Annotated in this window: 21 protein-coding genes and 1 riboswitch; of the genes, 5 read left to right on the top strand and 16 right to left on the bottom strand. The window is 57.2% G+C overall.

Annotation, left to right across the window (positions count from 1 at the left end):
- The first annotated feature begins 135 nt into the window (after window positions 1-135).
- Window positions 136-1554 (top strand): exodeoxyribonuclease I, encoded by a 1419-nt coding sequence (locus BLQ12_RS07510; protein ID WP_092209858.1) that lies wholly within the window; start codon window positions 136-138, stop codon window positions 1552-1554.
- A gap of 683 nt (window positions 1555-2237) precedes the next feature.
- Here the strand turns inward: BLQ12_RS07510 and BLQ12_RS07505 are convergent.
- The 10 genes from BLQ12_RS07505 to BLQ12_RS07465 all read right to left on the bottom strand — a co-directional run bounded on the left by BLQ12_RS07505 (window position 2238) and on the right by BLQ12_RS07465 (window position 16889).
- Window positions 2238-4817 carry an efflux RND transporter permease subunit gene (locus BLQ12_RS07505; RefSeq protein WP_254782019.1) on the bottom strand — a complete coding sequence of 860 codons (2580 nt, stop codon included), beginning with the start codon at window positions 4815-4817 and terminating at the stop codon, window positions 2238-2240.
- A complete protein-coding gene (locus BLQ12_RS27955) occupies window positions 4780-5475 on the bottom strand; it encodes an efflux RND transporter permease subunit (RefSeq protein ID WP_254782018.1) in 696 nt (231 codons plus the stop codon). Before BLQ12_RS27955 ends, BLQ12_RS07505 begins: the two co-directional genes overlap by 38 nt.
- Window positions 5472-6614: an efflux RND transporter periplasmic adaptor subunit gene (locus tag BLQ12_RS07500; RefSeq protein ID WP_175469570.1), complete on the bottom strand. Its 1143-nt coding sequence runs from the start codon at window positions 6612-6614 to the stop codon at window positions 5472-5474. The genes BLQ12_RS27955 and BLQ12_RS07500 overlap by 4 nt, the downstream gene beginning before the upstream one ends.
- 230 nt (window positions 6615-6844) lie before the next feature.
- Window positions 6845-8203 carry a TolC family protein gene (locus tag BLQ12_RS07495; RefSeq protein ID WP_175469569.1) on the bottom strand — a complete coding sequence of 453 codons (1359 nt, stop codon included), beginning with the start codon at window positions 8201-8203 and terminating at the stop codon, window positions 6845-6847.
- A gap of 117 nt (window positions 8204-8320) precedes the next feature.
- Entirely contained in the window at window positions 8321-10600 is a 2280-nt protein-coding gene (locus BLQ12_RS07490; protein WP_092209852.1) for an LVIVD repeat-containing protein, read from the bottom strand.
- A gap of 312 nt (window positions 10601-10912) precedes the next feature.
- Entirely contained in the window at window positions 10913-11356 is a 444-nt protein-coding gene (locus tag BLQ12_RS07485) for a hypothetical protein (RefSeq protein ID WP_092209850.1), read from the bottom strand.
- A gap of 25 nt (window positions 11357-11381) precedes the next feature.
- Window positions 11382-11477: riboswitch (cyclic di-GMP riboswitch) on the bottom strand.
- A gap of 335 nt (window positions 11478-11812) precedes the next feature.
- Window positions 11813-13567, bottom strand: coding sequence for an OmpP1/FadL family transporter (locus tag BLQ12_RS07480; protein ID WP_092209848.1), 1755 nt, complete (start codon window positions 13565-13567; stop codon window positions 11813-11815).
- Between the two features lie 105 nt (window positions 13568-13672).
- On the bottom strand, window positions 13673-14755 hold the full coding sequence (locus BLQ12_RS07475; protein WP_092209846.1) for a transporter family protein: 1083 nt from the start codon (window positions 14753-14755) through the stop codon (window positions 13673-13675).
- A 94-nt stretch (window positions 14756-14849) separates the two neighbouring features.
- Window positions 14850-15599 (bottom strand): C39 family peptidase, encoded by a 750-nt coding sequence (locus BLQ12_RS07470; RefSeq protein ID WP_092209844.1) that lies wholly within the window; start codon window positions 15597-15599, stop codon window positions 14850-14852.
- Between the two features lie 387 nt (window positions 15600-15986).
- Entirely contained in the window at window positions 15987-16889 is a 903-nt protein-coding gene (locus tag BLQ12_RS07465) for a hypothetical protein (RefSeq protein ID WP_092209841.1), read from the bottom strand.
- A gap of 376 nt (window positions 16890-17265) precedes the next feature.
- Here BLQ12_RS07465 and BLQ12_RS07460 point away from each other — a divergent pair, with 376 nt between their 5' ends.
- Window positions 17266-17880, top strand: coding sequence for a DUF6160 family protein (locus tag BLQ12_RS07460; RefSeq protein ID WP_092209839.1), 615 nt, complete (start codon window positions 17266-17268; stop codon window positions 17878-17880).
- A gap of 375 nt (window positions 17881-18255) precedes the next feature.
- Here BLQ12_RS07460 and cuyB read toward each other — a convergent pair whose 3' ends face one another.
- Together cuyB and BLQ12_RS07445 are read right to left on the bottom strand one after the other, a co-directional pair.
- Window positions 18256-18966 (bottom strand): cysteate racemase, encoded by a 711-nt coding sequence (gene cuyB / locus BLQ12_RS07450; RefSeq protein WP_092209834.1) that lies wholly within the window; start codon window positions 18964-18966, stop codon window positions 18256-18258.
- Window positions 18967-19586: 620 nt separating this feature from the next.
- Window positions 19587-20024 carry a universal stress protein gene (locus BLQ12_RS07445; RefSeq protein WP_092209832.1) on the bottom strand — a complete coding sequence of 146 codons (438 nt, stop codon included), beginning with the start codon at window positions 20022-20024 and terminating at the stop codon, window positions 19587-19589.
- A 575-nt stretch (window positions 20025-20599) separates the two neighbouring features.
- Between BLQ12_RS07445 and BLQ12_RS07440 the strand changes: the two genes are divergently transcribed.
- Both BLQ12_RS07440 and BLQ12_RS07435 read left to right on the top strand, forming a co-directional pair.
- Window positions 20600-20800 (top strand): cold-shock protein, encoded by a 201-nt coding sequence (locus BLQ12_RS07440; protein WP_092209830.1) that lies wholly within the window; start codon window positions 20600-20602, stop codon window positions 20798-20800.
- A gap of 331 nt (window positions 20801-21131) precedes the next feature.
- A complete protein-coding gene (locus BLQ12_RS07435) occupies window positions 21132-21362 on the top strand; it encodes a hypothetical protein (RefSeq protein WP_092209828.1) in 231 nt (76 codons plus the stop codon).
- Window positions 21363-21450: 88 nt separating this feature from the next.
- Here the strand turns inward: BLQ12_RS07435 and BLQ12_RS07430 are convergent, their stop codons facing one another.
- The 4 genes from BLQ12_RS07430 to BLQ12_RS07415 all read right to left on the bottom strand — a co-directional run bounded on the left by BLQ12_RS07430 (window position 21451) and on the right by BLQ12_RS07415 (window position 24476).
- Window positions 21451-21969 (bottom strand): hypothetical protein, encoded by a 519-nt coding sequence (locus BLQ12_RS07430; protein WP_092209826.1) that lies wholly within the window; start codon window positions 21967-21969, stop codon window positions 21451-21453.
- A 109-nt stretch (window positions 21970-22078) separates the two neighbouring features.
- Window positions 22079-23017 carry a DUF2156 domain-containing protein gene (locus BLQ12_RS07425; RefSeq protein ID WP_175469568.1) on the bottom strand — a complete coding sequence of 313 codons (939 nt, stop codon included), beginning with the start codon at window positions 23015-23017 and terminating at the stop codon, window positions 22079-22081.
- Window positions 23018-23120: 103 nt separating this feature from the next.
- Window positions 23121-23546, bottom strand: coding sequence for a GNAT family N-acetyltransferase (locus BLQ12_RS07420; protein WP_092209822.1), 426 nt, complete (start codon window positions 23544-23546; stop codon window positions 23121-23123).
- Window positions 23547-23561: 15 nt separating this feature from the next.
- Complete coding sequence (locus BLQ12_RS07415) at window positions 23562-24476, bottom strand: GGDEF domain-containing response regulator (RefSeq protein ID WP_092209820.1); 915 nt, start codon at window positions 24474-24476, stop codon at window positions 23562-23564.
- Between the two features lie 437 nt (window positions 24477-24913).
- Here BLQ12_RS07415 and lepA point away from each other — a divergent pair, with 437 nt between their 5' ends.
- Complete coding sequence (gene lepA / locus BLQ12_RS07410) at window positions 24914-26707, top strand: translation elongation factor 4 (protein ID WP_092209818.1); 1794 nt, start codon at window positions 24914-24916, stop codon at window positions 26705-26707.
- Window positions 26708-26721 lie beyond the last annotated feature (14 nt).

Here is a 26721-nt window from a genome sequence, read left to right as displayed (position 1 = left end):
TGTCGATACCGGTTTACATCGGGGGCTGCCCGGTGTATGAAAAACCATCACAGCCGATTAGAAAGGGGAGCAGGCACAACCGGCCTGGTCCCCTTTTGTTCATTACCGCATGACCATTCATCCCAAGGGGCGTCCATGAAGAGCTATCTATTCTACGATCTTGAAACAAGCGGCCTGAATAAATCCTTTGACCAGATTCTTCAGTTTGCCGCCATTCGCACGGATATGCACCTCAACGAGCTGGAACGCTATAACATCGTGGTGTCCCTGCGGCCCGACGTGGTGCCGTCTCCCATGGCCTCCGTCACCCATCGCATCGGCATCGAAAAATCCATGGAGGGGATCTGCGAGTATGAAGCGGTGAGGCATATCCATGCCCTGATGAACCGCGAGGGCACGATTTCCCTGGGTTACAACACCCTGGGGTTCGACGACGAGTTCCTTCGGTTTGCTTTTCATCGCAACCTGCTCCCCCCTTACACCCACCAGTGGGCCAACGGGTGCTCCCGCATGGACCTGCTTCCCATGGCCGTGCTCTACCATCTCTACAAGCCGGAGGTGTTAACCTGGCCCTTGAGGGAAGACGGGCAAACCACCTTGAAACTTGAAAAACTCAGCGAGGCCAACGCCCTGGCCGAAGGGCAGGCCCATGACGCCATGGTGGACGTGGAGGCGACCCTGGCCCTGGCCAAGCGATTCATTGCCGAAGGGAAAATGTGGGAGTATGTCTCGGGGAGTTTCAACAAGAAAGAGGACGGCCTTCGCCTGGGCAAGCTGCCCCCTAAGCATGTGTCATCGGCTGGCCAGCACACCTGGGGCATCATGACGGGCAGCCGGTTCGGTGCCGATGCCTTTTACCAGGCCCCGGTCCTTGCCATCGGAGAGTCCGTCCCCTACAAAAACCAGACCCTCTGGCTTCGGCTGGATGATGAGTCACTCATCAACGGGGAGGGCGAGGTGGAAGACCGGGTCTGGGTGATCCGGAAGCGACTGGGAGAGCCCAACGTGATCCTGCCCCCCCTGGAGCGTTTTGTGGGGAGGCTCTCCCCCGAGCGCCTGGCCAGGGTGGAGGAGAACCTCAGCTGGCTGAAGGAACACCCCGATGAGTTTGCGCGGATTGTCCGGCACCACCGGGAGTTCCGCTACCCCGAGGTTCCGAACCTGGATGCGGACACCTGCCTGTACCAGAACGGGTTTCTCTCCAAGGCCGAAGAGGCCCTCTGCGCCAAGTTTCACCGGGCCGGGCCCGAGGCCATGGCAGAGGCCATGCAGGCCATGGCCCCCGGTCATGTCCGGGAGCTTGCAACGCGTATTTTGTTCCGCAACTACCCGGAATTCTCCGACGAAGAAGTGTTCGAGGCCTTTGAATCCTATATGGCCCGGGTGCACCCCCAAGAAGAGGAACCCCCCATGGTGGACTTCAGGGGCGATGCCCGCCTGACGCCTGCAGCGGCCATGGAAGAGATCGCCCGGGTGCGCGCTGAGGTGCCCTTAGATGACGGCCAGGTTCACCTGCTGGACGAGTTGGAAGGGTATCTGTCCAGCAATTTTTAGTCTCCGGATAGCGGGGTTTTGATTTACGGAAGGGGCGTGGCGTGTTGCCACGGCCCTTTTTTATTTGGGAACGCACAGAAGATAACTCAAGGTAGCGGGAAAAACATGCCTCCGGCGGCGAGGTGAGCCACCTCGAAAGCATATTGGCCTTGGGCTCGGGCTTTGCCCGATTTAAAAGCGGATGGTTTGTGCGGATTGATCCATAAGCTTCGAAGCAGCAGAGTACGTTATCGTAACCTGCTTTCAAGGTGTTTTGCCTATGTGGGTTCCCCACCCTTGCCGCCGTAGGCAGCCCTGCCGGGGGGCACCCTTTTGAAACGTTGGAAAAACAGTAACTATTCAGCTCAAACAAGCCTCCGGCGGCCCTGCCGGGGGCCAAATTTTTAAAAAGTTTGACAAACAGGTCTTAAGCAAGCCTTTCCAGGCTCCTCCGAAATAATTTCCACTTTTTCACATTAGAAACGTTTTTTTGTGGAGCTTTTTTTAAAAAAAGCGACCCGCCGGAGGCAAGCGAAATAGTTATGAAAAACAGTTATCTGACAAGATTTTCTAAACATGCCCTGAATGAATGGCGAATGTGATTTTTCCCGAGGAACGAGGGGGAAAGCGCATTCGCAACCTGGGGTCCAGGGGATCATCCCCTGGCCGCCGGAGGCGTTTTTTTGAGATTGCATTTTTGTTGATTAAACAAGGGGGTCGTCGTTCCGCTGGGTAGCCAGGAGGCTGTAGAGGGTGGGGACCACCACGAGGGTGAGGGCCGTTGCGATGATCAGTCCGAAGATGACGACGATGGACATGGATTGCCAGTACTGGGAGGTTTCGCTGAGGGTGGAGATGGATCGCTCCCGAAAGTTGATGGAGACGCCGGTGACCATGGGGATGAGCCCGAGGACGGTTGTGACGGCGGTGAGCATGACGGGCCGGAGGCGCGTGGCTCCTGCGGCGACGATGGCGTCGCTGGTCTCCATGCCGGATTCCCGCAGTTTGTTGGTGTAATCGATGAGGACGATGGCGTTGTTGACCACCACGCCGGCCAGGGAGATGACGCCCACCCCGCTCATGATGATGCCGAAGGGGTAGCCCATGACGGCGAGCCCTAAAAAAACGCCCCCGAAGGAGAGGATCACCGAGGTGAGGATGATGACGGGCTGGGCCACGGAGTTGAACAGGGTGACAAGGATCAGGAAGATCAGGAGGATGGCCAGCAGAAAGGCCCGGGAGAGAAAGGCTTTTGCCTTTTGCTCCTCTTCGTTTTCCCCGGTGAAGGTGAGGGTGTAGCCCTCGGGCAGGGGAAAGGCGTCGAGAAGGGTCTCGGCTTCGCTTCGCAGGGCGGTCCCCGGCTTGATTTCAACATCGACGTTGGCTTTGACCGTCACCACCCGGTTGTGGTTGATGCGGGTGATATCCCCTAAGCTTCCGGTGTAGTGCATGCGGGAGAGGGCCGACAAGGGGATAAGGGTGCCGTCTTCTGCGGGGATCAGCAGGGTGTGGAGGGTCTCCGGGGCGTTTCGGAAGTGCTCGGGCATGCGCACGGTGATGTCGTATTCATCACCGGCTTCCCGGTAGGTGGAGACCTTGGTGCCGTTGTACGCCGTTTTCAGGGCCGCCCCCACGGCCCCGGTGGAGAGGCCGAAGAGGGCCGCCCGTTTTCGGTCGATGCGGATGCGGATGGTGGGGATGTTGTTGCTGTAGTCGTCACGGACGTCCTCAATGCCGGGGATGGTGGCGATGACTTTCTGGACCTCGGCTGCGAGGTGCCCCAGGGTGGCAAAGTCATCCCCTGCGATTTCGATATTCACCGGGGCTCCGGTGGGGGGGCCTCCCTCCTCTTTTTTTACGGTGACCCGGGCACCGGCAATGTGCTTGACGCGGTCCCGGAACCGGTGGATGGCTTCCGCCGACGGGCGGGTGCGGTTTTCGTAGTCCACAAACTGGATGCCCAGGTGATTGGGGGAATTCTGGGCAAACAGGTTGCTGCCGAATCGACGGACGCTGTTGGCGTAGATGTATTCAACGTTGTTGAAATCACTGGGGGCCATGTAGCTGTGACCCTTTCGGTCCGTGTGCTGCCGAAGGGCCAGGGCGTTCCGGTACGCCTCGTCTGTGGGCCGTGCGTCCGTTGCCGAGGCGATGCGCATCTCCACCTCCCTCACGATGCCGTCACAGTAATCCAGGGTGGCCCCTTCCGGGGGGTCGATGTTGACAAAGACGTTTTGCGGGTCCACGGAAGGAAAAAATTCCATGGGCTTTTCAATGCCCACCACAAGGAGCCAGAGAAAAAGGAGGATAAACAGGGAGAGAAAAGCCCCTGTGATTACCTTGGCCCGGTGTTTCAAGGCCACATGGAGGGTGGCTGCGTAGGAGACCAGGAGCCTGCCTTTGATCTCCACCGGGGTTTCGACGGACAACGAGAGGGGGGCGCTTTTGGGCGTATGGGGCCCGGAGGGCGCTTTAACCCGCATGATGAAGGCGGCCAGGGCCGGGTTGATGACCAGGGCCACGAAGAGGCTTGCCGTGAGGGTGACGATGAGGGTCAGGGGCAGGTAGCGCATGAATTCGCCCATGATGCCGGGCCAGTAGAGCATGGGGAAAAAGGCGGCCAGGGTGGTCAAGGTGGATCCGATAACCGGGTAGGCCACCTCCGAGGAAGCCTTCATGGCGGCCTGGGTGCGCGAGGCCCCCTGCTCCATGAAACGGTAGATGTTCTCCACGATGACGATGGCGTTGTCCACCAGCATGCCAAGGGCCAGGGTCAGGGAAAAGAGGACCACCATGTTCAGGGTGATGCCCAGGGCATACAGGACGGTGAAGCTGATGAGCATGGAGAGGGGGATGGCCAGGCCCACGATGATGGCGTTGCGGAAACCCAGGGCAAAAAAGAGGACCCCCACCACGAGAATGAGCCCGGAGAGGATGTTGTTCTCAAGGTCCGCCACCATGAGCCGGATGTTTTTCTCCTTGTTCATCAGTTTGGTGATGAGGGTGGTCTCGGGCCACCCGGTGCGGTGGCGGGCCACGATGCGGTCCAGCTCCGCGCAGATGGCAAGGACATTTTCTCCGCTTCGTTTTTTGACGGAGATATTGATGGCTTCGTGGCCGTTGAGGCGGGCCCTGCTCTCCTCCTCCTTGAAGGTGTCGAGAACACGGGCCAGCTCTTTCAGGTACACGGGTTTTCCGTTGTGCTCCTTGACAACGATGCCGATCAGTTCATCCGGGGAGTCAAATTCACCGGGGACCCTCAGCTGGTAGCGGCCGTCCCCCATGTTGACGGCCCCCCCCCGAGGTGTTTGTGTTTTCGCTGGTGACGGCCAGGGAGAAATCGGTGATGGGGATGTGGTACCAGGCGAGTTTTTCCGGGTCCACCTCAATGAGGATCTCCCGCTCCTGGCCACCGGTGACCGTGACCTCCAGGACCCCTGCCACCGACTCCATGTCTTCCTGGAGGTCGTCGGCCAGGCGTTTGAGCGCCGTGCTGCCCTGGGGCCCGCTGAGGGAATAAACCACGATGGGCATCTCCGAGATATTCACCTCAAACACGGACGGGTCTTCCTCCATGTCCGAGGGCAGGTCCCGCTCGGCTTCGTCTACCTTGTCCTTGACCTTGCGGAGGACCTCGTCGATGTCGGTGCCCGGGATGAATTCGATGTTGATCTCGCTCAACCCTTCGGAGCTGACGGAGCTGATCTTTTTGACCCCCTCAAGGCCTTTGAGCTTTTTTTCAATGGGGATGGTCACCGAGGTTTCGATGTCGGCCGAGGCCACGCCTTTGTAGACGGTGGCAACAAAGACATACGGGATGGTGATGTCCGGTTCGTCTTCCCGTGGCAGCACCGAGTAGGCGTAGATCCCCACCAGCACGATGATGACGGAGAGCACCAGGACACTGATGCGGTTTTTGACGGCGGTGTCCGGGATGATCATGGCTGAAGCTCCTCAGCCTTTTGCACGCGGCGGACCACGTTGACCTTTCTACCTTCGCTCACCGACCGCTGCCCCACCACAATAACCTTGTCCCCCGGCGCAAGTCCCCGGGTGACCTCCACCATCCAGCCTTCCTGAATTCCCGTTGTGACCTCCCGGGCCGTGGCCAGCCCCTTTTCTTCTAAAAAAACGACCTGGGTGTTCTTTCGGGTGATGAGGGCGTAAAGGGGGATCGCCAGGGCCTGTTCCCGGACCTCTTTGATCAGGTCCACCCGGGCGAACATGTCGGGGATCAGGTGCCCCTGGTCATTGGGAAAAAGAAGGTCCAGGTCGTAGAGGCGCGCCTTGTTCCCCGCCGATCGGGCCAGATGCAGGACGCGGCCCCCTTGGATGGGGTCGCCCCCTAAGGCATCAATGGAGACGGAGAAAGACGCCATGGTGCGGATGTGCCGAACATCGGATTCGGGGATGCCCACGCGGATTTTTACGGGGTTGAGGTCCACCAGGCGGCAGATGGGGCTCCCTGCCGTTACAAAGGCCCCTTTGTCGATGAGGTAGGCGTCGAGATACCCGGCAAATGGGGCCTTTACCTGACATTTGGCAAGGTCCAGGCGTGTGACGGTCAGCACGCTTCGCGCCTCTTCCAGTGCTGCTTCGGCCTGGTCCAGGTCCGACCGGGTGGCAAGGTTGGTGCGGTTCAGATTTGTCAGGCGCCTGGCCGTGGCCTGTGCCGATTCAAAGGAAGCTGTGGCGGCCTGGAGGCGGGCCGCAAACCGGGAGGTGTCGAGCTGCGCCAGGGTGTCCCCGGCCTTGACGGCCTCACCCTCTTGCCGCGTTTTGTTTATGAGAACAGCCGACACCTCCGAGGGTACAAGGAGTTCCTGATTGGCACGGACCTCGCCGGGGAGGGTGACCCGGTCCCTGATGGTGGTGGGGGCAAGGGTTAAGGTCACCACGTTGACGGGAGGCGAGCCCTCCTTTCGCTGGTCGCGGCGTGCCTTTGCCACCGCTTCCGCCTTCATGACGGTCATGACGTACAGGATAAGGAGAACAACCATGAGGAGGCACACCGGCCACCAGGCCGCACAGGCCGTTATGACTTTTTTTGCAAGGGATGGGTGGGGTGGTCTGAACGTCATACCAAGTCTCTTTCGTTGCCATAGTCTGTATGAAAAATGAAGAAAGCCGAGAGCGTGCCTTCGTATGGTTAAAGATGCCTCCGGCGGCAAGGTGAGCCACCTTGAAAGCATGTTGCGAATGTGATTCAGATTAAACGGGGTCTGTTATTAAAACCTGTTTGTCAAACTTTTCAAACGTTTGGCCCCCGACAGGGCCGCCGGAGGCGCACTTAACCCATGGATGGCGATGGTCAGCCATTGGGGGCGCTTTGGGGCGCCGGGGCGGGGAGCATGGGCACCCCCGAGGTGTACCTGAGGCGGATGGCGGCCAGTTGCAGGGCAAAGCGGGCGTCTGCCAGCTGGTTTTCTGCCTCGACAAACCGTGTGTTGGCGTCGATGAGATCCAGGCTTTCCGCCAGCCCTTCGTCAAACCGCCGGGTGACGGAGTCCAGAAATTGCCGGGCAAAGGTGAGGCTCTCTTCAAGGGCCTGCACCCGGAGTGATTCGGTGTTGTGGTCGTACCAGGCCCGCTCCACGGCCAGGCGAATCTCCTTGGTTCTTTCGTTCAGCCTGTGGTCCACGGAGCGTTTGTCCGAGAGGCTTTTGCGGATGTCGGCCCTGCGCAGGCCGCCGTCCATGAGGGGAAGGGAGAGGGTGAGGCTCGCCATGTACCGGGTTGTGTCCAGGTCAAAGTCTGCCTCCAGATTGTCGTAGCTGCCGTCCACCCGGCTCTCGGTCCGGCCGGCCGACCCTTCGATGGTGAGCTTTGGCCAGTAGGTGCTTTTGGCCACGGCCACCTCCTTGTCCGCCACCCTGGATGCGATGACAAGGGCCTTGAGTTCAGGTCGGTTTTCCGTTGCCAGGGAGACGCACTCTTCAAGGCTCAGGTTCGTGGGCGCTGGAATGGTTTCCGGCGGCATAAGCTGGAAACCATCGGTCAGGGGAACCAGGCGCTGGAGTGCCCGCCTGCTCACGGTACGCTGGTTGAGGGCCTCTTTGAGTTCTGCCCGCCCACCGGCGACTTCGGCGTCTGATCGAAACTGTTCGGTGCGGGTGAGAAGCCCGGCCTCAATGCGGCGGATGACGGCATCCCGGTTGGAGATGAGCCGGGTCAGGTTTGCCTCGGCAATGGCCACGCCTTTTTCACTGCGGATACAGCCCACAAAGGTGACGGCCACCTGCAGCATGTAGTCATGACGTGCGGCTGTTACGTCCATGCCGGCTTTTTCAACGAGTTCCCCGGAGGCCTTGTAGACGATGAGTTCACGGCCGTTGAGGTAAAAACTGTAGGAGAGCCCCAGGCCCGCAAAGGCCCCGTAGCGTGTCTCCTCGATGCGGTTTGGCGGGGCGTAGGCCCCTTGGATTTCGGTGTTGCTTCCGTCTATACGGCCGGTGAGTTCCACGGTGGGGATGAGGACCGAGCGGGCGCGGAGCCGGTCCTGTTCTGCGGCATACAGGGACTCTTCGGCCAGCTTGATGGCGTCCGCATAGGGGAGTGCTTTTTCAATGCACTCCCTGAGGGTGATGGGGCCGGTCTCTGCCATGGCCGACGAGGGGCCGAGCCATGCACAAAGGAGAAGCAGGGGCAATAACATAAGCGATCGATTCATGGTCACCTGTCCGGCATGGTGCCGCTGATGCGGTCGTTTACAAAACAGCCCCATGCCTTTAGGCCGGGTGTTTTGGGCACGAACATTAAATAGCATACAGATTTGGGTGTTCGTTCCTTAGCGCAGGGTCTGGATGAAACAGCTGGAGGAGTCATCGTGCCAGACCTGCTCCTGGGAGTTGTCGTCGTTGGTGGTTTGGCGAACGGTCAGGCCGCCCTGTCCATCGGCGATGTAGGCGGCGCGCAGGGACGGGCTGTCTGAGCTGAGCCCCCCTGTGGTGGCCGCCACAATGGCCCTGGGAGAGCCCGGGGAGGTCTCGCGGGAGAGGAGGCCCGGGGTCGAGGGATCGGACATATCAAGGATCAGGAGGTTGTCCGAACTTTGGTCGGTGACGGCATAGAGGTTGTTGTTGTCCGTCAGGAAGAGGTCGATAACATGTCCCGAGTCGATGGTGTAGCTGCTCTTTTTTGCAAGGGTGATGAGGGCGGGGGTGTTCTGGTCGGCGAAGAGGTCCAACGTGACGATGCCTGCGCCATCATCGGCCACACAGGCATGGCGGGTGCCGTCGGACGACACGTTGACGGTATTGCTCAGTCCTGCGGTGTGGGAGGCTTCAATGGCGTGGGACAGCGTTCCGGGGGTGTCCGGGTTTGAGAAAAGATCCACAACCTGGAGACCCTGGGGGCCGCATGCCACAAGGAGGTAATCGCTGGCAAAAGGTTCCACGGTTTTCGGCGTTCCGGGCAGATCCACAAAGTCAACTCTTTCATCGGTGTCGATGGTGTGGATCTGGGGACTGCCCAGGGGAACGGGCAGGGGAAAGGAGAAGAGTTTGCCCCCCTCGGTGAGGACGTGGAGGTAGTCTGTGTTTACCCCCCCATGGTTTTTGGAAGAGACGGTAATGCTTAAAGGGCTCTCGTGGTCAAAGTGCTCGATGCCAAGTGTTGCTAGTGGCAAGGGTGCTATGGGCGATGGGGGCTCGGGGTTGTCCAGATCGTCCTCCGAGGAGACAAAGTCGCTGTTCATGGAATAGCAGTACACGCCTTCGGATTTATCCGCCACGAAGAGCCGGTAGAAGTCTTTGTCCACGGCGAGGTCACAGGCCCGTCCGTTTGTGGGGCCAAAAAAGACGCATTTCGGCTGGGTGGCGTTGAGGATATCCATGACGCGGACCCCGGCTTTGTCGCTGTCCAGCCCGTCCACGAAAAAGAGATGGTTTTCCCTTGCCAGCAGCTCATCCACGGCAAAGGGGGTGGCCACATGGGGCCCCTGGGCGGGACTCCCGGAGGTGGAGAGGGTGATTTTCGACAGGCCGCTTTTGATATCCATGAGAAAAAGAGTGGTGGCATCCGTCTGGTGCACGGCCCCGGCCCCTTCCTGGGCAAGGGTCCCCACAACGGCTTTATTGGCGAGCTTCATCACCTGGACCCCGGGTGGGTTGTCGTCGTTATCCGCAAGGGTGGTGATGCATGCATAGGCCCCCCCCATGGAGAGGTCCAGGGGGTAGCCCAGAGTGATGCCGTCCGAGTCGGCAATGGGGTAGGTCTGGCTCAGGTAAGGGGGCGTGCCTTGAATCCCGAAACTCAGGAAGTGTCCCATGGAGTTTTCGACGACATGGGCCGTGTCGTCTGCAACCCGCAAGGTGAGGGTGCTCATGTAGAGCAGGGCGGTGGAGGGCAGGTTCGGGATGTCGAAGGTGAGCTTACCCAGCCCTTTGATCTCCCACTGATCGTGGATGCCTTTTGTTATGTCGAGGAGGCCCATCTCCCTGTTTTGTGCCACGGTGAGGATGCAGTCGTGGCCGGGTTCTTTATTCCACCGGTCAATGTCCACAAGCATGGTGTAAAGATCCCTGGAGAGCTCCTGGCGGGCCACCTCTTCCAGGCTTGGCGTGGTGGTAAACTTAAAAACGCGGTAGCCGAAGTTGTTGTCTATGGTGGCGATGAGATGTGCACCCCTGGCCTCAAAACCGACGCATCCTGCGATGTTCAGGAGCGCCGGAGAGGGGGTGTCTTTCCGGGGATGGGTCGATTCGGTAACCACGGCATCCCCATGGAGGGTAAAGGAGGTGCCGTCAAATTTTACAACCTGCAATCCGCCGGTGCCGCAGGCGGCGATGATGTACTTGTCACCTCCTATCTTCAGGTAATCAAGGGTGGCGATGCCTTCAGGGGCGTTGAGGCGGATGGAGGCAGGGGCCGTGGTTTCAAAGGCACCCTTTGGGTAAGCCGCCAGGATGTCTCCGTTGGCTCCGAAGAGGGTGGTGCTGTTGCCGACCAGTGTTTTTTTGACACCCGCAGGCCAGCGGGTTCCCATGGGGGAGAAGGCGTCTGCCCAGGTGAGGGCCGGGAGCAGGAAAATCGCCAGAAACAGGGTGAGTGTTTGTCGGTTTATCATGTGACCTCCCGGGCGTTGGAAGTATTGGATTGCTAACATTGTTTACGACAATGTAGTGCAGTTTCCATTCGGTGTCAACATGGGGAAGCATGACAGAACGGGCATGGGGATGACCCGGGCGATGACAGGCCGTCGGGGGGAGAAGAAGGCCTCGTTACTCAGGGAATGGCTTAAGGAGTAAGGCCCTGAGGGGATTGGGCTTCTGGGCAGTGCCTGTGGCAACCCACCTGCGCCGATTCGGTGTCGCATCATCTGTTGCGGCGACACCGAATGACGGCGCGGTGAGGCAGGGGAGAACATCCGTGGACCCGGTTATCGGACGGTGACGCGAACGGTTCCCTGGGTGGTGACCCGGATGTACTCCATGGATACCGTGCCCAGGCTGTTACCGGTCCCCGTGGGGTTTCCGACGCGAAGGCTGGTTTGATAGTTTTGAATGGTGAATCCTGGATTTTTGATGTCGAAGGAGTAGGAGCCGTCTTCTGCAACCCGTATGGCGCTGACGTCGCCGGTGTGCTCTCCTTGGTGGGAGGCGTTAAAGAGGGTGGCGATGGCTGCGCTGGCTCCGAAGTGAAGGCTGTCGGTTGCCAGGTCCCGCTGAAAACCGGCATAGTTTCCTATGGTTGCAAACCCCGCCTGGCCTGTGACTTCAGCCAGGTCAGCGTCACTCATGGCGACAACCTGGGCCTGGGCGACAGCGCCTGACAAGACAACAAGTGAACAAACCAGAGCAAGGATAAGATTGTTTTTTTTCATGGTGTTCTCCTTTGCCGCCTTTGCGGCAAGTAACCCGGCTGCCCGGGGGCAGCGTGATTGCTGCCGTCCCGGACCCGTGGCTTTCCGTCCCGGGGTCACCCCCGGTTTGGCGTGGTCACCGCATCGCCGTGGGTGCGGTTTGTCTGATGGATTATTTCTTCAAGAAGCGTGCCAGGGAAGGGAACGGGCTGGAGGGAAGAGGGAATAGTCTTGAAATGGCCGGGGCTGGCGGATTTTTGCGTGTTTCGGGGCATGCCGGGGGCAAGGGGGAACGAACAGAGAAATTCGATACAAGGGGGTGGATTTTCAGGATTGTGAACGGATGACCCGGATTGCGCATGGGACACTCGGCTGTCACACGGCTGGGGTCAGGTTGTGGAGGGATGGGGCATGGTCCCGGCTACAGGACGGCAGGGTGCCACCTGTGGCCGAAGGGGGGATGAGATGAGGGGGGGCTTATTCGTCGTCAAAGGGGTTCAGGAAATGATACGCACTTTTTACCATTTCCGCTTGATGGTGCATGTGTTCCTTCATGGTGCTGATGGGCATGCTGACATTGACGGAGATGATATAAGCTTCCATCTCCTGTTCGAAGTCGAGACCGGCGTAGGGGTTGTAGACGGGTTTGTTGAAGTCGGTAGAGTTCATGTTGATGCTGCCGTTGTTGGCAATTTCCGTGGTGTCTCCGATAAGGTAGGCAAAGGAGACATCAATGACCACGTCATCTTTGGTTTTGATTCCGAACCCCGTACCGAAATTGTGGATATCCGGAACGGCGTACATGGCATCGTAGAGGTCTTCCTGCACCGAGGTGGGGCGCCATTCATACCCGAACCGCCAGGTAAACCAGTCCGTGGGAAAGAGCTCGATGCCGGTGGCCCAGCTGATGGTGTCTTCAAAATCCCGCCGGATGATCAGGGCATCCGGTCCGCCGGTGTAGCCCATGAGGGTCGCAAACCTCAGAAAGTCGGCCTGCCGGTCAAAGGTGAAGGTGTCCTGGTTCAAGACGGACCAGTCCACCCAGTTGACATCAAAGAGGAGCTGAAAGTATTTCGAGGGCCGTAAGGCGATGCCGGCCTGGATACGCTGGGGAATGGTCATGTTGTTGGTGACGTAGCCACCCTGGTTTTCCGCGTCTGTGGGGAGGTTGAGCATGGCGGCGGTGACGGGCAGGATATTGCCCTCGCCGAGCCAGTCGATCATGGCCTTGAACTGCTTGGAGTACTGAACCTCCCAGTTGCCCACCTGCTCCACCTTGATCTCGCTTTGGTAGGTGAGGCCCAAGGAGAGCCAGCGTTTCGGTTCGTAGAGGACCCCCACGTTGTAGTTTGGAGAAAAATCATCCCGCATGCTCATGCTGAGCTGGGCCACTTTGTCGTAGGGGGCCACGCCGCCGCCGAACCAGGGGGGTGGCAGGGTCATCTGGCTGATGACGGGGATGTTGAGGTCCTGGGTGGCATCCCCCAGGACCTTGGTCAGGGCGGTCATCTGGTTGGGCATGCGCATGTCGAGTTCGGCGTAGGTGGCGGTCTGGCCCATGCCGACGGTGAACCCCACGGAGAGTTTGTCGTTGACCTTGTAACTCAAGGCCGGGGCGGCATAGATGAGGTGCTGCTGGCCCAGGGCCTTGGCCTGGTAGCGTACGGGGTTGTCATCGTCGTCAAAGGTGAGGCCCACGGCGTAAGGGGAGTAGTTGGCAAAGGCAAAGGTCCACTTGGAGCCTTTCCGCCGCGACGAGAGCCCCAGGGAGGGCCCCGCCAGAAAGGGGATCGTGTCGTTGTACAGGGGCACATACATGGAGGGGCCGCTGGAGCCGGTGGTCCCGGCCAGGGGGTCGACCTTGGATTCTTCGGAGGCACCGTTGGGATGCCCTACGGGATTGGGGCTGGAGCCATCCATAAACGGCTCCATGTCCGGATCGGCGGTCAGGCTGATATCGATAAAGATAAAGGGGAGGGTCAACCCCTGGCTGAAGGACTGGTCGGGGAGCTTGGTAAGGCCTGCGGGGTTGTAGTGAACACTCATGACCCCTGGAGGGTCCGCCGTGCAGGCGTTTCCCAGGGCGATGGCCCGTGTGGACACGGCCATCTGTTCCACAAACATGGCCCTTGCATGTCGGGGTACGCAGATCAGCAGGCAGAGCACCGCAAGAGTTGAAACAGCCGGTATGTGCCATCGCATGCGCAAGGTGTTCACAGCTCTTCTCATCATGGTTTCCTTAAAGGCTCTGGGGCCGGGTTCGTTTTAAGCTGATGGCTTCTTCATGTCGCCGGGAAGAAGGAACCGGGGCATCTTCTGATGGAGCGAGTCGGGCGTTTACAGCGCATAGTTAAAGGGCATGGAAAACGACAGCGTAAAGTCGGAGGTGGCGTCGGTGAGGCCAACGCCCACGGTGATGTTCATGGAACTTTCCGGGGAGAGTTTCCAGCCGGTACCGATGTTGAGGGAGGCTGCCGTGGAGGTTCCTGTTTTGTTGTGCTCTCCGCCGTGCCAGTCAAATTCGTAGCTGGTGGTGTGGGAGTACTGACAGCTCAGGTGCAGGGTGACCTGATAGGAGAGGGCATAGGCGATACCCAGGGAGCCGCCGAAGGTATCCCCCGGAGAGACCTCTTTTAGGGCCGTGGCACCGTTGGGGCCGTTTCGGGTTTGGTTGAGCCCTGTGACTTCATGGGCGTAGCGGTACGAGAGGCTGCCGAAGGCCATGATGGGGTCAATGGGCTTGCTGATGGAGAGTTCCGCAAGGGCGGAGTAATAGCCCGAACCGGTGGAGAGGGCGTTGTCCACATCGATTTCATAGGGGCTGGTGCCGGAGGGAACGATGAGTGAGGTGTTGAGGATGTATGAGGCGCGCCCTGTGGACGTGGGCAGGGGCTGCCACTGGAGCCCGAAGCTGATGTCCCCGATGTCGGTGGCGTTGCGCTCCGAGGCGGTGGATTGCTGGTCCCATTTGTAGACAAAGGGAATGGCGCCGTTGACGGTGAGGTTGTTTTTCAGGCCGTACTGTACGCTCACGCTACTGTAGAGCGTGTGGTTGCTGGTGTGGTCCACCGTCATGTTGGTCTTGGCATTTTCAAGGATATCCGTGGAGTTGTATGAATAGCTGGCCCCGTAGGTGACGCCCAGGGAGCCCTCCCTTCTGAGGACATACTCCAGACCGATGGCCGTAAGGATCCGCTCGGTCTCTTCGGTTTTCTCCTCTTTGGTGGCTTCAAGTTGTTCCCGGACCTGGGCCGCCTGCTTGATTGTCGCCAGCTCTTTTTTCAGCTGTTCAAGTTCGGTGGCAATGGATTCGAGGGCTGCCTGATCCGTATCTGCCGCCTCCTCCGCCCAGGTAAACGCCGGGAGAACCAGGATTCCCATGGCCACGATCCATGTAAGCAGTATGCCGGCTCTTCTCATCAAAACCGCCTCCTTCATCAGGGGTGAACACGCTGGGGTCGTTGGGGGAAACAAACCTGCCTGCCGTGCTTAGTTATCATCAGGTAAAAACCGATTAATTCTTGAAGTAAAGCGTGTCCCCGCTGGATTGGTTGAGGGCCCGCTGGATGTCGAGCTGTCGCTCCACCTTGTCCTGCTCAAAAAGTGCAAAACGGGTGATCTCTTCATCAATGAAACGCAGATCATCCCGAATCAGGGCCAGGTTTCCCACAGGCCGGGAGTCTTTTGCCGAGACGATGAACATGACGTTCTTAAACCAGATTTTCTTGAACTGGGGGACGGTGTAGCTGCTGTGGCCGCGCCAGGGATCCGCCACAAAAACGTGGCCCCTGTGGATTCCCTTGACCACCACGAAGTGGCGGTACCCGAAGAATTTGATGGGCACGATGCAGGGCCAGTATTCGGCGGAGGCGAGGTCCTCAATGGATGCCGTGTACCCGTTGGCATCATACCCCAGCACCGTGACGAATTTTTTCATGTCCAGAAGAGAAAAGGCCCGTCTCTCCTGGATCCGCTTGACGTCTCCGTATTTCAGCATCCCCCAGATCACCTGCTGCTCGGTAAACTGTTCGCCAAGGTGGTACTTGAGCAGGGTTGCAAGGGCAGCAGAGCCGCAACTGTAGTCATAGTTCTGCTTGACAATACGCCGCTTTTCAATCTCGGTGATGGGCTCCACGGGATGGCTGAACCCGAACTGGGGCCGTTGCAGGTCAAGAACCGTCACCTGGTTTTCCGGGGCCTTTTCCAACGGATGGTAGATGGTGAAAAAACCGACACCGATTAGAAAAGCAACAAGAATATGCATGCGTCCATCCTTGGGGAATTAAGGGTGCATGGGTACGCGCCTGGCCAGATTCTGGTAGTGTCCTGAGGATGTGAACCCCACTTCACTGCGTGGTTCCTGTGCGGTATTCTTATTCAGCCCGCAAGACTTATGATTAAGAAGATAAACATTGTTCCTATCAAGCGCAAAAAAAACTGTAAAGCATTATTTCCCGTATGCTGCGCCCGGTGATCGGGCTGGCGACAGCCTGTGGTGCTGTTGCCGGCAGGGCTATAATACCTTCAAAGGACAGTTTGTCTGATATGTATTTTGTAAGTCAGAGAAAGGCTTGTCGATTTATCTTTATTATATCACAATGTTGCTGTGCAAGATTCCTTGCCGGCAGGTCTCACTCCGGAAATTACGAGGTTACTGGGTCGTGGTTATGACAACGGTTCCACCTTCGACGAGTGTCTCACCTGAAAAATAAAGGGTTCCCAAGGTCCCTGAGTAATCTCCGGCTGCTGCGCCGACATTGCCTGCGTTGAGACCGGCCGCGTTGTTGGACAGTTTGACGGTGTACGCGCCGCTGTTTCGTGTCACCAGGCGGTTGATGTCAATTTGGATAAAGTCCGTTTCCGCGGGGATGGTTGTGAATAGCCGCCACTGGGTAGAGTCTCCTTCCCCATGGGGAATAAGAAGGTGCAGGGGGCGTTCTCCCGTTTTGGCAACTGTCTGGGCCTGACGGTTTGGGTAGGCACGGTACGAGGTTTCATCGATGAGGTCTTTTTCCATATACGTGCTTCCCTGGTAACTGAGGAGGTAATTACCATCGGGGTAGACATCGTCCAGTCGTTCTTTGGAGACGCGGATTGTTTTAAAACTCGATCCGTCGTCATAGGTTGAGGGAACGACGAATTCTCCGAAAAAAGTGCCGTGGAGGTGGACATAGGTCTGAGTGTCCTCGTCAAGGTAGAAAATGTTACCCACCTCTACCTCACCGTTGAAATCTTCGGCGTCGGTCCCGAGGCGTTCATTGGCCTCCACACCTAAAAAATCGAGAATGACGGTGTTGGTGTGGTCGCCGTCCAGGGTAGACGGGGCCATGGTTGGCTTGGGCAGGACCGGGTGAAGGGTATCGTCGGGGGGGTGTACCTCCGTGGCAACGGTGTAGGCCGTTTCACGGTCTTCGTTGGATTGCTGTGCGGTTGCCTGCCCGGTGATGTGGTCCATGGCATGGTTGGTGAGGGACTCTATGGCAGGGGATGCCGACGGGATCGTCAGGGCAGCGGTGACCCACATCACAAAGATCCGGAGAACTCGGTATGCCATGTATCTCTCCCTATAATTCGAAGTATATCGATATTTATGAAATAGTTGGCATAAGTAAACAACGTTTAATGTATGAAAATTACGTTACCAGATGCCAATATACGGGTCAAGGGAAACTTGGGAGGCTCTGATGGGTGGTAGCTATCTATAAACACTGAAAAAAGGTGTTGACAGTCGTGTTGTGGTGGTGGATAACTGTTCTATGCAAGTGAACGTTGTTTATTTTAAGGTACGTCGAAATAAAGCGGTGTTTGTGGCTTGTATCCGGCAGATCCCCTGTCGGGCTCTTATGTGCAGGAGCCGGGCCACACCGGAGTCCGTCACCGTTGGTGGGCGGATGATTGGCAACTAACCTAATTTTGAGGAGGGTGACTGAATGAAAAAGATTCTTTTGGTGGCTGTACTGGTTCTGCTTCCCCTGTCTGCCTATGCAGACCTGAAGTCCATGGATGCCGAAGCTCTGGATGAGATTACGGCACAGGAAGGGGTGAAGATTGAGATTGGTGGGACACATGGTGCATTGAAAACCCCGGCGGATCCTTCTGCAACACCACCGACGGACGCTGTCTATTATTTCGAAGATGCAATGAAAATAACCAAGAGCAATTCCACCACTGCTTGGGAAAATGACAATGGAGCTTCTAAGGGCGCGATTGTTATGTATGAATCCTTGTCCCAAGAAATCTATGTGGCAGGCGAAATTGGTATTACGGCGGATACGATTACAACGGGGACAGGTGATGACGTAGTAAAAGACAGCTTCGTCAAGATTCAGATTGGTAAAGAAAATACCGCTGCCGATGGGGACGCTTCAAATGCCGATGCCTTTGATATTTTTCAAACAGCCAAAGCAACCGAAATTTATATCCAAGAAACGGCACTTGTTGAAGGTTCCTTAAAGGGTGCTTCTGCAGCCAATTGCCTCGGGACTTCTTATCAGGCAGGGGGGCATACGACTGTCCTTGGCAACATCAAGATTTCTGCCATGTAAAATTAGTCGTGAATCAACGGTATAATCGAGAATAGGGGCTATCCGAGTAAGACGGATAGTCCCTTTTTTTGATCAGGTAGCTTTCGATTCATTCGGGAAAACGGCCCGGCATGTCATGCTTTCCTTGGCGCTCTGGAGGACTCGGTTTTTCTGAACATCGCTGGGCACGTTTCGCTTTGCCGATTCTCCGGGGCCGCCTCATTGCCGCGGTGATCGCGGTGATGGTCCTCTGGATGACGTCAATGTGAAAGATACCGACGGGCTGTTCCCCGAGGTACGAGGGGGGCAGCCCGTCGGTCATTTGCTTTCAAGGTGGCACACCTTGCCGCCGGAGGCATTTTTTTGCGCTTTTATTTTTATTCTGCGCGAAGCCACCTATTCCCCGGAGGAAATACTGTGTTTCCCCGCAAAGCGGATGGCGGCTTCGGCGATGACGGTCAAAGGGTCCACGAAGGGGCCGGAAAAACCGTAGAGCTTTTGTGCCACGGAGAGTTCGGTGCAGCCCAGGACAAAGCAGGTTGCGCCTTTGGCCTTGAGGGCGGTAACGGCCTCCATGAATCCGTCGATGGGGATATCTCTGTTGGCTTTTATGCCGTAGATGAGATCCGTGACGTGCTGCTGCATGGCTGGTTCCGGCGTCAGGGCGGTGAGACCGTTGGCGGTGAGGGCTTTGGTGTAGACCCCGGCCTTGCAGGTGCCTTCAGTGGCGAGGACCCCGACGTTTCGGGTGTCGGGATAATGGGTGCCGATGTAGGCGGCGGTTTCGTTGACCATATGGAGAAAGGGGATGGTGAGCCCTTTGGTGATGTCCTCGTAGAAGTAGTGGGCGGTGTTGCAGGGCATGATGAGGAAGTCGGCGCCCATGGCCTCCAGGTGGGTTGCGGTGGCGGTTAACTCGGGGCGCGGGTCTTCGCCGCCGGCCACGATGTGGGCGGTGCGGTCCGGGATTTTTGGGTTGCTGTCGATGAGGACCCGGATGTGATCCTGATCCTTTGACACACGGGTGAGGGTGGCGACTTTCTCAAAGAGCATGGCGGTGGCCAGCGGGCCCATGCCGCCGACAATTCCTAAGGTTTTCGAAGACATCTGCTACTGCAACTCCTGTAAACGTTTTTTTCAGACACAAAAAAAGCCTTCGGCGGCGAGGGTGGACACGCCACTGCAAGGCTTGGGGGCGCCACGTCGGCAACATCCTTTGGGACTTATACACCAGATGAGGTGCGGTTGCATGGAAAATTGTCATTCAAGGAAGATGGGGCCAAACCTACACATCTGACAGAGCTTAAACATACTTTTAATCACCTGTGGCAACGGTATGGCATCGCGTGGTGTGTTGATGGGGGTGAACAAGGCGGGTTGACTGAGCAATGATGGGCACGCTTCCGACTCGTGAAATATCCGGGATAGGCTGTTCCCTGAAGCACGAGGGAAACAGCCTGTAGGGCATTTGCATTCAAAGCAGCACAGAATGCCGCCGTATGCAGCCAAGTTAAAGCTGCCTTCTATGGTTACAGTGGGCAGGGAAAACCTGCCTCCGGCGGCCTGGGGATGATCCTCTGGACCCCAGGTTGCGAAAGCCCTCCCCCTTCGTTCCTCAGGGTGAGGGCTTCCGCGAAGGTTTCTGTTAAATTGAGCAAAACCTGTTTGTCAAACTTTTCAAAAGTTTGGCCCCCGGCAGGGCCGCCGGAGGCATTGCTTTTGCTGCTTCAGGTGGAGATGACCTCCACGGGAACGGATGCCATGCGTTTCACTTTTTCCAGCGTGGGCTCGCCGATGTCCGGGATGTGGGGCTCGTGGCCTGCCATGACCACCATGTCCATGCCCTCTTTGTCGATGAGTTTCAGGATCTCATCGGCTGGTTCCCCAACGGCGGTGTGCCGTGTGAACAGGGCGCAGCCGTCCAGGTACTTGTTGCAGAGCTGGTTGAGTCGCTTGGCCGCGGATTCTTCTTCCCGCTTGGTCAGGCGTTTGACGTGTTGCTTATCGTATTCGCCGTACCATGGTTCATGGCGGGCGATGTCCGGGATGACGTACAGGATATGGACGTCGGCCTTTTTTTCACGGATCAACGTGGCGATATAGGGCAGTGCTTTTTCCGCACGCCTTGAAAAATCTGTGGGCCAGAGAACTTTGGGGTTGTTCATGTGTTACCTTCCTCGGGCGGGCACGAAGGGGCCGCCCTGGTTTTGTGAAGGGGTGGTGCATGCGGGGTTGCACCGATGGTGTTGAACGGCAGGAAAGATCGGGGACAAAGGGGATGCGATAAGGTGCAACCGGAATCGGTATAGATTATACCACATTGTGGTATGCTTGTGCCGGTTTTTTTAAGGGGCGGACAGCGAGGGACCGGGGGGCGGCTAAAACCGGTCGGAAAACTCGGATTCCCTTGCCGGTGTTGACTCCGGTGGCCGCTACCGACTCCGCGGGGGAGGAAATGGACACAGCAATTCGAATGATTTCTATGGTGCACCAACTTTCGGGTGATTGCGGGCTGTTTTTAGATTGATTTGCAGGCAAGAGTGTGAGAAAGTTCTACTAAGATGTGTGTGTGTAGCACGGATCATAAATTTCAAAGCTTCCCTGTTGAAGTGGTCACCGTGGCCCGCCCCGATGGGGAAGTTGTTGCGCTCTCAGGAAAAAGAAAAATGTGTCATCGTGACATCTACCTTGGAATGAGAATGCATGAAAACACTAGAACAATGATGAGGAGATCGTCACCATGGCAAACGGTATTGTAAAATGGTTCAATGAGCAGAAGGGTTATGGTTTTATCGAGCAGGAAAACGGACCTGATGTTTTCGTTCACCATTCAGGTATCAATGCATCCGGTTTCAAAACTCTCAACGAAGGCGACCGAGTGACCTTCGATGTTGAGCAGGGTCAGAAAGGTCCTGCGGCTGTGAACGTTACTGTTCAGTAGCCCCTGCTTTTCAAAAGGTTTATACAAAGCGCGACATCCTGGCACCAGGGGGTCGCGCTTTTTTTGTGGCCCAATTCATTTTTTCCTCCTGCTTTTGTCTTGTCGGCATGCCGTTTGCTGAATGTATACGGTATGTCAGTCCTGGACCGTGTTTCTTGAAAGGGCTCAGGCACTGGCGACGCACCCGTTCAGAGAGCAAAAACCGGTTGGATGATCCGTGTAATGCGGTATAGTGATGTAAGCTGATCTGTTTACACGGCGCGGGGGCGGGATAGCCCGTTACTCCGAACGCTGTCTGCGGGCTTGACACACTGAGAGAAAGGAGGACACCATGCTTATTTCCGAACCGACCTTTGTTCAGATTGCCGACGCCATCGAAAACGGTGTACGCATTGAGCTGGGCACCACCGCCCATGACAATTCCCTTGCGCGTGCCTACCACGAGACTGAGTTGATCGCCGAGTGCCAGGGGACGTACACCGACTTAAACGAGGTGTTAACCGAGCTGGACAACCTGCTTTACGACTGGAACGCGGCCATTCAGGCGGACAGGCCGGAGTAGTTGAAAGCCTGTGCCCTTCAGCCTTCCGGGCAAAGATGTCTCTTTGCATGGCATGGTTGATGAAAGAGGGGCGCTGCGTTCCAGCGCCCTACCATCGCTCGGCGTGGCGTCTATCCTGTGCGGAGGGTTGAGGCGGGTGCGAGGCGGGGTGGATATCGGTCCAGGCCACCAGGACATACCCTTTTTCTGCGCGATAGAGCTTTCGGAAGAGCAGGTCCAAAAAGGATGCCATCTCATTTGGCTGCACCCTTGGGCCGGTGAGGGTGAAGTGTTCGTGACGTTTCCAGTCGGTGAGGACAAATCCGTCGGGCAGGTGGATTCCGATGGCTTTCAGGCGCTCTGCAGGGGAAAAGGGCGGGCTGTAGCGGATCATGAGATCCGTGGTGGTGTCGCCTTGCACAAGGCGAATGAAAGGGCCCTGGACATGCTCTAGAGAGAAGCAGGCGGCCGAGTCGATATGGTGCCGATAGCTCATGAGGATCCAAGAGACCAGAGAGACGGGATCTGGAAATTCGGGCGTGGCGCTTACGCCGGAGAGAAGGTCTTCCCGGTGCGTCTTGGTAAAGAGCCTTCTCAGCCAGCGTTTGATTGTGGTGATGATGGGCATGGTTCCAACACTCCAGCATGACGGAAACATCTTATTTTCCGGTGTCTGTATGGGATGTCAGGGGCCTTTCTTTATGTATACCAGAGCCTTGCCCATCGGTCGCCCTCTTTTATGCGATGAGCTCCAGGGTATGGGACTTAAAGCGCAGGTGGGGGTGGTAGGAGCGCTTGGCATGGCGAAGTCCCGGGTCATCCATGTCGCACTCCTTGTTGATGAGGGGGGTGTCGGGAAAGAGCATCCGGGCACACTGGCGGTCAAAGAACTGATACAGTCCCTTGATGTCGGGGTCGGCTTTTTCAAAATTGAAGTCGGCCATCTCCCCGGTAAGGTCCGTGGCCATGCCGAAGGCCTTGACCGTGCCGTCCACGCGAAGGAGGATCCCCCTGAGTCCTTCAAGGGTGCCGATGAGATCAAGCCCGCAGGTGCAGGCCACCTTTTCCCCGAGGACCTCTTCATCGGTCTGGGCTTCAGCGGGTTTCTGGCCCCACCAGTGTGCCAGCAGGGCCTTGCACTCCTCTTTGTTTGAGTCGGTGATGGCCTCGACCTTTACCCGTCCTTTTTCCACGTACTCCCGTAAAAACTGGTTGATGAGGTTTCGCTTTTTGCTGAATTTGTTTCCCTTGAGTTCGGCCAGGTCCTCTTTTTTGTAGACGTAGTCTTCGTAATCGGTTTGCTCCCTGAGGGTAAACAGCTGTGTGATGGCCTCGGTGCCCCAGGTGTCCAGATACGCTTCGTGGACAAAGCTGATGCGGGGAATCCCGTGCTGTCGGCACAGGGCGGCAAGCCGTTCGGGTGACCAGGCCGTTGCGTTGGGGACCGGCAGGATCAGGTAGTCCTTTTCAGGGCTTGAGGGGAAGAGCCGGGCGATGATGGCGTCGTCACCGTTTACGGCAAAGGCCGGGTAGTAGACGTGGGTTTTCCAGATGATGAGGGCTGAAAGGGAGTATCCGCACAAGGGATTTGACTGCCCGTTAAAAAAGGGCGCAAGCTCTGCGTGGTATTCCGGGAGGAGGGGCGTCATGCCGCACTGGTCGTGTCGTTTTGTCATGGTCTCGTCTTGTCGTATGGTCAATGGGAGGTTAAGGGGTACTGCCCGAGCAGCTCCGAACCGGCATCGTTGATGTTTCCCCTGTATCAGCAGGGGCGGTCCCCTATGCGGGGGGTGTTTCGAAGCGAAACATGGGGACGGCATCCTCCAGGGCGGCAAAGCCGAATTTTCGGTAGAGGGCAGGGGACCCGTTTTCTCCGATGAGACCGACCCATGTGATGCCGTCTTCTTCAAGGCGCGCGAGGATCATGGAGACAATACGTTGGGCGATGCCCCGGAGGCGGTGGCTCTCCACCACGGTGATGTCATGGAGATAGGCATCGCCCACCCCGTCGCTTAAGGCCCTGCCGAATCCGATGACCTCCCGGCCGTCCCTGGCCACCACATAGCAGTGGCTTCCCCGGATGATCCGGTCGATGCGTTGGGGGTCGGTGATGGATTCCGGCCACCATTTCTGGTGATGGTAGATGCTGAGAATACGTGATTTTTCGTCGGGTGTGGGGTGATGGAGAAAGTCGACAGTGATCATTCTGGTCCAGTGCTTTTATTCGGTGTTGTCTTTGTTTAAAAGGGAGATGAGGTCTTTTCCCCTTGCCTTGGAGAGGTACATGGCCCTGTCTGTCCTTCGGACAAACTCTTTTAAGGGTTCCCCCGAGGCATACTCGGTGAGGCCGATGCTGAGTGTCGTGATGACGGGCTCGGGGGCCGATACCGGTGAAAACGAGCTGTCCCGCATGGCTTTCTGGATCCGTTCTGCCACCACCAGCCCTTCATTGACCGTGGTTTCAGGCAAAATGATGGTAAACTCTTCTCCGCCGAAACGGTAGCCTGAGTCCATGGTTCGAAGGCATTCCCGGATGACCTTGCCCAGGTTGACCAGAATGCGGTCCCCCTCAAGATGACCATAGGTATCGTTGAAAATTTTAAAATTGTCAATATCGAGAAGCATCAGGGACAGGGGGCGATTGTAGCGGTTGAACCGGTCGATCTCCTTTTCGAGCTGGTTGTAGAAGTAGCGCAGGTTAAAGAGCCGCGTGAGGGGGTCGGTGACGGCCATGCGCTTGAGCCGGTTGAGCATCTCGTTGCGCTCGCAGGTCAGGCGCCGCTCGTGGAGCACCCGCTTGATGCGCAGGAGCAGCTCTTCGAACCGGACCGGTTTGAAGACAAAATCACTGGCCCCTTTGTTGATGGCTTCCTCGTAGGAGTAGCCGGTGCTGTAGCCGGTGAGGATGATGACGTCGGTTGTAAAATTCTTTTTGATGGTGTCGGTGAGTTCAAAACCGCTGGTCCCCTTTAAGGGGATATCTGTGATGACGATGTCCAGGGGAGTGGTTTCAAGGTGGGTCAGGGCTTCGCTTGCCGAAGCAAAGGCGATGACATCAAACCCTGCAAGGGTGAGGTAATCGGCAACAGAGTCCCGAACGCTTTTGTCCTCATCGACGATGGCAATAGAGCTCATGGCAACCCTTGATATCGGGGTGAGTGGTTTTCGTTTCCGGCCAAAGGGGACCTTTTTCCCGGCAGGCCGTGACCGGCGGGTGAGGGCACCACAGACGGCATACGATGCAACAGACCGCGCAACGCCCCGGGTGAGTTAGAAATATTCGAGGGGGGGAAGCCATGGAGAGAGCCGGTTAACAGGCCTTTGGACGATGGCCTCCACTGGGGTGATGAGCCATGGCTTGACAGGGCAAAAGCCGATTTGATAGATAATGATGTTTTTATTTGGAAACTATAGCGGTTCGGTTTGGTTATGTCAACCCGCATACACCGGCGCATTTCTTTTATACATCTGAAATTTCACAGTATTCATATGGTATGACCCAGTGATTCTGTCCGCGGTGGGCAGGAGGGATGCCACATGAAGAATCGTTCAGGAGCAGCAGTCGAAACGGCATGAAACATATTCGTAACTTCAGCATCATCGCCCATATTGACCATGGAAAATCCACCTTGTCCGATCGCCTGATTCAGGAGACCGGCATCGTCTCGGATCGTGACTTTCAAGATCAGATCCTGGATACCATGGATATCGAACGAGAGCGGGGGATCACCATCAAGAGCCAGACCGTTTCTCTTCCCTACACGGCCAAGGACGGGAAGGAGTACGTGCTGAACCTCATCGATACCCCCGGGCACGTTGACTTCACCTACGAGGTCTCCCGTGCCCTTGCCTCGTGCGAAGGTGCTCTGCTCATTGTGGACGCCAGCCAGGGGGTGGAGGCCCAGACCCTGGCCAACCTGTACCTTGCCCTTGAGCATGACCTTGAGATCATTCCCATTATCAACAAGATCGATCTCCCCAGTGCTGAGATCGACTGGGTCAAGGGGCAGATCGAAGAGGATCTGGGCCTGGATCCCGAAGCCTCCATTTTGACCTCGGCCAAAAACGGCATCGGCATCGCAGACGTCCTTGAAGGGGCCGTTGAGTTGCTTCCGGCACCGGAAGGGGACCCGGCTGCCCCCTTAAAGGCCCTGATCTTTGACTCCCATTACGATCCGTATCGGGGGACCGTTGTCCATTTCCGTGTCATCGACGGCAAGATGAAGGCCGGTGATACCATCAAGTTCATGAGCAACGATGCCTCCTACAAGGTCGAAGAGGTGGGTGTGTTCCAGATCGTCAGGGTCCCCAGAAAAGAACTCTCCGCAGGGGAGGTGGGGTACCTCATCGCCGGTATCAAGACCGTCAGTGATACCCGTTGCGGGGACACCATCACCCACGTGAAGGGGGGCTGTGAGGAAGCAGTGGCAGGGTTTAAGGACCCCACGCCGGTTGTTTTCTCCTCCATCTACCCGGTGGCATCGGACGACTACGAAGAGCTGACCACGGCCATGGAGAAGCTTCAGCTCAACGATGCCTCCCTGATTTACGAAAAAGACTCCTCGGCAGCCCTGGGCTTCGGATTTCGCTGCGGGTTCCTCGGCCTGCTCCACCTGGAGGTGGTTCAGGAGCGCCTGGAGCGTGAATACGGTCTCTCCCTGATCCTGACGGCGCCCTCTGTTCAGTACGAGGTGGAGTTCAACACCGGTGAGGTGGAGATCATCGACAACCCGGCCCTCTACCCGGACCCCACCACCATCAGCCGCACCAGCGAGCCCTTTATCAAGGCGGCCATTATCGTGCCGGAGCGCTACATGGGGGCGGTGATGAAGCTGTGCCTGGATCGCCGGGGAATCAGTGTGAACTACCAGTACCTCACCAACAGCCGCATGGAGATGATCTTTGAACTGCCGCTTGCCGAGGTGGTCTATGACTTTTACGACAAGCTCAAGAGCATCACCCAGGGCTACGGGTCCTTTGATTACGAGCTCATCGGGTACAAGGAAACCGATCTGGTCAAGCTCGATTTTCTTATCAACGGAGAGAAAGTGGACGCCCTGGCCCAGTTGGTGCACAAGGATCGCGCCGTGTCTCGCGGGAGGGTCGCCTGTGAAAAGCTGAAAGAGGAGATTCCCCGGCAGATGTTCAAGGTGGCCATTCAAGGTGCCATCGGTGCCAAGATTGTCTCCCGGGAGACCATCTCTGCTTTCCGTAAAGATGTTACCGCCAAGTGCTACGGCGGGGATATCAGCCGAAAACGAAAGCTTCTGGAGAAGCAGAAAAAGGGCAAGAAGCGCATGAAGATGGTGGGCCAGGTGGAGATTCCCCAGTCCGCCTTCCTCGCCGTGCTCAAGTCCGACGATTAAGGGGCGGTGCAAAA

This window comes from Desulfoluna spongiiphila (assembly GCF_900101345.1).
Classification (GTDB): Bacteria; Desulfobacterota; Desulfobacteria; order Desulfobacterales; family Desulfolunaceae; genus Desulfoluna; species Desulfoluna spongiiphila.
Note: the sequence above shows the minus strand (reverse complement) of the source record. Positions and strands in the feature narration are given on the sequence as shown.